At 68.5% G+C, this 5137-nt stretch carries 4 protein-coding genes; all 4 read right to left on the bottom strand.

What is annotated here, in order from left to right; genetic code table 11:
* Nucleotides 1-27: 27 nt before the first annotated feature.
* The 4 genes from FNH04_RS40955 to FNH04_RS40940 all read right to left on the bottom strand — a co-directional run bounded on the left by FNH04_RS40955 (nucleotide 28) and on the right by FNH04_RS40940 (nucleotide 4873).
* Complete coding sequence (locus tag FNH04_RS40955) at nucleotides 28-1470, bottom strand: GH1 family beta-glucosidase (protein ID WP_152791260.1); 1443 nt, start codon at nucleotides 1468-1470, stop codon at nucleotides 28-30.
* Nucleotides 1471-1599: 129 nt separating this feature from the next.
* On the bottom strand, nucleotides 1600-2529 hold the full coding sequence (locus FNH04_RS40950; protein WP_194236989.1) for a carbohydrate ABC transporter permease: 930 nt from the start codon (nucleotides 2527-2529) through the stop codon (nucleotides 1600-1602).
* Nucleotides 2526-3554: a carbohydrate ABC transporter permease gene (locus tag FNH04_RS40945; protein WP_322725338.1), complete on the bottom strand. Its 1029-nt coding sequence runs from the start codon at nucleotides 3552-3554 to the stop codon at nucleotides 2526-2528. Before FNH04_RS40945 ends, FNH04_RS40950 begins: the two co-directional genes overlap by 4 nt.
* Nucleotides 3551-4873, bottom strand: a complete 1323-nt coding sequence (locus FNH04_RS40940; RefSeq protein ID WP_152791259.1) for an ABC transporter substrate-binding protein — start codon at nucleotides 4871-4873, stop codon at nucleotides 3551-3553. Before FNH04_RS40940 ends, FNH04_RS40945 begins: the two co-directional genes overlap by 4 nt.
* Nucleotides 4874-5137: the final 264 nt, after the last annotated feature.

Here is a 5137-nt window from a genome sequence, read left to right as displayed (position 1 = left end):
CGCTCACCCAGGAGCCCCGCCCTGCCCCTACTCCGTCCCGGTCAACGGCGGCAGCGCCCCCGTCCGAGCCGCCTGCCCGTACCAGTACGCGCTCGACTTCGGGGTCCTGGCGAGGGTCGCGTAGTCCACGTACACCGCGCCGAAGCGCTTGCCGTAGCCGTACGACCACTCGAAGTTGTCCAGGAGGGACCAGAGGTAGTAGCCCCGTACATCCGCGCCCTCGGCGATCGCGCGGCGGACCGCGCGCAGGTGGCCGTGGAGGTACGCGATCCGCTCGGGGTCGTGGACACGGCCGTCCGGGTCCGGCTTGTCGTCGTAGGCCGCGCCGTTCTCGGTGATGTACAGCGGCAGGCCCGGGGCCTCCCGGGTGTACCGCATGATCAGCTCGTGCAGGCCCGTCGGGTCGATCGTCCAGCCCATCTCCGTACGCTCGCCCGGAGTCTGGTGGAACTCGACGTCGTCCGCGGCCGGCCACGGCGAGTGGTCGCTCTGGCCGTGGCCGTCCGCGCGGGCGCCCGCCGACGACTCCGGGTCCGCCGCGCCCACCAGCGCCGGCGTGTAGTAGTTCAGCCCCAGCGCGTCCAGCGGCTGGTTGATCAGGGTGAGGTCGCCCTCCAGGACGTACGACCAGTCCGTGACCGACTTCGTCGCCGAGAACAGCGTCTCCGGGTACGCCCCGTGCAGCATCGGACCGTGGAAGACGCCGTTCGCCAGGTCGTCGATCTTCCGGGCCGCCGCCACGTCCGCGGGGTCGTCCGACACCGCCCTGACCGCCGCCGAGTTGAGGCTCACGGCCACGTGGTTGCGGGCGGGCATCGCCGCGCGCAGGGCCGACGCACCCAGGCCGTGCGCCAGGTTCAGATGGTGGGCCGCGCGGAGGGTGGCCACCGGGTCCGTACGGCCCGGGGCGTGGACTCCGGAGCCGTAGCCCAGGAACGCGCTGCACCAGGGCTCGTTGAGCGTGATCCACTGCTCCACACGGTCGCCGAGGGCCTCGCCGACGATGCCCGCGTACTCGGCGAAGCGCAGCGCCGTGTCACGCTCCGGCCAGCCGCCCGCGTCCTCCAGCTCCTGGGGCAGGTCCCAGTGGTAGAGGGTGACGGCCGGCTTGATGCCCTTGGCGAGGAGCTCGTCCACGAGACGGCGGTAGAAGTCCAGGCCGCGCTGGATCGCCGGGCCCCGGCCCGTCGGCTGGACGCGCGACCAGGAGATCGAGAAGCGGTACGCGCCCAGGCCCAGCTCGGCCATCAGCGCCACGTCGTCGCGGTAGCGGTGGTAGTGGTCGACAGCGATGTCACCGGTCTCGCCACCGGCCGTCTTGCCCGGCGTATGGCTGAAGGTGTCCCAGATCGAGGGTGTACGGCCGTCCTCCCGCACCGCCCCCTCGATCTGGTACGCGGAGGTCGCCGCGCCCCAGAGGAAGGCGGGAGGAAACGTCACCGGGGTGACCGGGTTCACGGGTTCAGGCATGGAAGCGCTCCCATAGGTGGTCGTGGGGGGACCGACGGTGGTCGGAGAAGGCGGAGAGAGAGGGGGCCGGGACGGCGGTGGCCCAGCCCCTGAGGGGGAGTCCGTGGTGGCGCGTGGCGCGTGCCGGGTTCAACCCTTGATCGCGCCCTGCATGATGCCGCCCACGATCTGCTTGCCGAACAGGAGGAAGGCGATCAGCAGCGGCAGCGTGCCGAGCAGCGCGCCGGCCATGATCACCGACTGGTCGGGGACGTAGCCGGTGCCGAGGGCGTTGAGCGCGACCTGCACGGTCGGGTTCTCCTGGTTGAGGGCGATGATCGGCCACATGAAGTCGTTCCAGGCGAACACGAAGGTCAGCAGGCCGAGCACGGCCATCGCGGGCCGCGCCGCGGGGAAGACCACGTGCCACACGACGCGCAGACTGCTCGCCCCGTCCACGCGCGCCGCCTCGATGAGCTCGCCGGGGAGCGCCTGCACCAGGTACTGCCGCATGAAGAACGTGCCGAAGGCGGTGACCAGCGTGGGCAGGATGACCGTCTGCAGCTGGTTGGACCAGCCGAGGTCGGCCATCCACAGATACAGCGGTACGACGGCCAGCTGCGGCGGGATCATCATCGTGCCGATGGTCAGCACCAGCAGGGCGCTGGAGAACCTGAAGCGCAGTTTGGCGAAGGCGAAACCGGCGAGCGTGGCGAACAGCACCGTACTGACGGTGATGGTGCCCGCGACGAACGCCGTGTTGACCATCGCGGTGCCGAGCCCGACCTCCTCCCACGCCGTCTCCATGTTCTTGAACAGGTTCCCGCCGAACCACAGCGGCGGGGGTGTCTCGGCGAGCCGCCGGTCGGTGCGCGAGGCCGCGATGGCCGTCCACACCAGGGGCGCCAGCGAGAACAGCGCGAACACGGACAGCACGACGTAGGTGAGCGGGCCGGCGTGCAGCTGCTTGCCCGCGCCGATGATCCGGGGGCGCCGGGAGCCCCGGCCGCCCTTCCCCTTCGCCTCGGAGTTCGTTTTCGTCGTCCTCGTCTGAGGGAGGGGCATGTGGCTTGTGGTCATTGGGACTTCCTCAGGCGGCGAGTGATGACCAGGTTGATCAGGGCGATGATCAGCAGGATCAGGAACATCGACCAGGCGATCGCGGACGCCTTGCCGAGGTTGCCGACGATCCAGCCCTGGTCGTACATGTACAGGCCGAGCGTCTGGTAGTCGTGTCCCGAGCCGCCCTTCGATCCGCTGACTCCGCCGAACAGCAGCGGCTCACCGAAGAGCTGCGTCGCGCCGATCGTGGAGACGACCACCGTGAACAGGATCGTCGGCCGCAGCTGTGGGACCGTCACGTTGATGAACTGCTGCCAGCGGTTCGCGCCGTCGATGGACGCCGACTCGTACAGGTCGGTGGGGATCGCCTGCATCGCCGCCAGGTAGATCAGCGCGTTGTAGCCGGTCCACCGCCAGATCACGATCGTGGAGACGGCGAACTTCGAACCCCAGTCGGACTCACGCCAGTTGACCGGGTCGATCCCGACGAAGTCGAGCAGCCAGTTGATCATGCCGCCGTCCCAGGAGTACAGCAGCACGAACACCAGCGTGGCCGCCGCGACCGAGGTGGCGTACGGGGTGAGCATCACGACCCGCCACACGGTCGAGCCGCGCAGCTTGTAGTTGAGCAGGTGCGCGAGCCCGATCGCCATCATCAGCTGCGGCACCGTCGAGATCACGCCGATGGTGAAGGTGACCCAGAGGGAGTTCCAGAAGAAGTCCGAGGAGAGCAGGTTCTGGTAGTTGTCCAGGCCCACCCAGGTCTGGTTGTCCAGGTCGGCCAGCTGCACGTTGTGCAGCGAGTACCAGGCCGTGTACAGCAGCGGGACCAGCGAGAAGGCCCCGAAGACGATGAAGAAGGGGGAGATGAACGCGTACGGCGACGCCTTCATGTCCCAGCGGTACAGCCGGCTCCGCCAGGAGCTCGGGGGTGGAGGCGGCGTACCGCGACCGTGAGCACCGGGGGCCGCGCCCGGCTGAGTGCCGGGCGCGGCGTCGGTGCTCGACGCGGGCTGCTGGAGAGCCTGCTTGGAGACTGTCACTGGCCGAGCACGTCCTTGATCTCCTTGGTGGCCGCGTCCCAGCCCTCCTCGGGGGACTTGCCCTTCTGCTCGACCTGCAGGACGCCGACGTCGGTGATCGAGGTGCCGATCGGCTGGTCCTTCGTGCCCAGGTACTGGGTCGGGATGGTCTTCGCCGAGTCGGAGAAGATCTGCGCGATCGGCGCGTCCGAGAAGTACGCCGTGGTCTCGGCCGAGGGCTGCAGGCTCGAGTACGCCGACGGGGCCGACGGGAAGCTGGCCTGCTTCGCGAAGACCTTCGCCTGCTGCTCGGGCGCGGTCAGCCACTTCGCCAGGGCGATGGCCTCCTTCTGGTGCTTGCTCGCGGTCGGCACGCCGATGAACGAACCGCCCCAGTTGGCCGCGGTCGGCGCCGCCGCCACGTCCCACTTGCCCTTGCCGGAGTCACCGGACTTCTCCTGGATGTAGCCGATCATCCAGGCCGGGCAGGCCACGGTCGCGAAGGTGCCGTTGGCGTAGCCCTGGTCCCACGGCTTGTCGAACTGCTTCAGCTTCGCCGACATGTCGCTCGTCGCCACGTCCATGGCGACGTCCCAGGCGTCCTTCACGCCCTTCGACTTGTCCCAGACGACGTTGCCGTCCTTGTCGTAGTACCGCTCGGTCGCGCCACCGAGCGCCGCGTTGTAGACGGAGGAGGCCGAGTCCACGAACTTGGTGCCCTTCGGCGCCTTCTTCATGTAGTCCTTGCCGAGGTCGACGTACTTGGACCAGTCGCCCTTCCACAGCTCGGCGAGCTTGGCGCGGTCCGTCTCGAGGCCGGCCTTCTCGAACAGGTCCTTGCGGTAGCAGACCGCCATGGGGCCGATGTCGGTGCCGAGTCCGATCAGCTTGCCGTCCTTGGTGGTGGCCTGTGCGTTCTTCCAGTCCAGCCACTGGGACTTGTCGACCTCCTTGCCGAGGTCCACGAACTTGTCGGCCTGCGTCTGCACGGCCTCGGTGACGTTGCCGACCTCGATCGCCTGGATGTCGTCGGTACCGGCACCGGCCTGGAGGCGCGTGAGCGTCTTGGGCCAGTAGACGTCGGTACGGGTGGTGACGTTCTCCTTGATGTTGATGTCCGGGTTGGCCTTCATGTACTCGTCGTAGAGTCCGGCCTGCTTGTAACCGAACACACCGAAGGTACCGACCGTCAGCGTGATCTTGCCGTCGGCGTTGCCGCTGCCCTCGTTCGACGAGTCGTCGCCCGAGTCCTCGGCACAGCCGGCCAGCAGCCCGGCGCCCAGCGCGGCGACGGCTGCCAGGACCACCGTCTTGCGGGCGGTTCGGGTACGTGCTCGCATTTGCGTCCTCCTGATGCCTGACGTGCCGACCCCCCGGCCAACGGCGTTGTTGGGCCCGTTAGTTCATGCTGCGGCTCGGGCGGGGAACGTGCGGGTTGTGTATGTGCCAGGTACTGTGGGAGCGCTCCCACCAGTGATGTGTTGAAGAGTCGTCGGTTCGTGCGGGGGTGTCAAGGGAGCGGACGCGGAGATATGTCTTCGGTTATCGGGCTGTTAACTAACCGCGCGGACGCGGGTGGGGCGGGTCTCGGTACGGCTGTGGGC

It is taken from the genome of Streptomyces phyllanthi, assembly GCF_009377205.1.
GTDB lineage: Bacteria > Actinomycetota > Actinomycetes > Streptomycetales > Streptomycetaceae > Streptomyces > Streptomyces phyllanthi.
The sequence above is the reverse complement of the archived record's forward strand: the minus strand, read 5'-3'. Positions and strand labels throughout refer to the sequence as shown.

Bases quoted from the DNA above. Each gene is read 5' to 3' on its own strand.
- FNH04_RS40955 (WP_152791260.1), bottom strand. From the start codon at position 1,470: ATGCCTGAACCCGTGAACCCGGTCACCCCGGTGACGTTTCCTCCCGCC.
- FNH04_RS40950 (WP_194236989.1), bottom strand. From the start codon at position 2,529: ATGACCACAAGCCACATGCCCCTCCCTCAGACGAGGACGACGAAAACG.
- FNH04_RS40940 (WP_152791259.1), bottom strand. From the start codon at position 4,873: ATGCGAGCACGTACCCGAACCGCCCGCAAGACGGTGGTCCTGGCAGCC.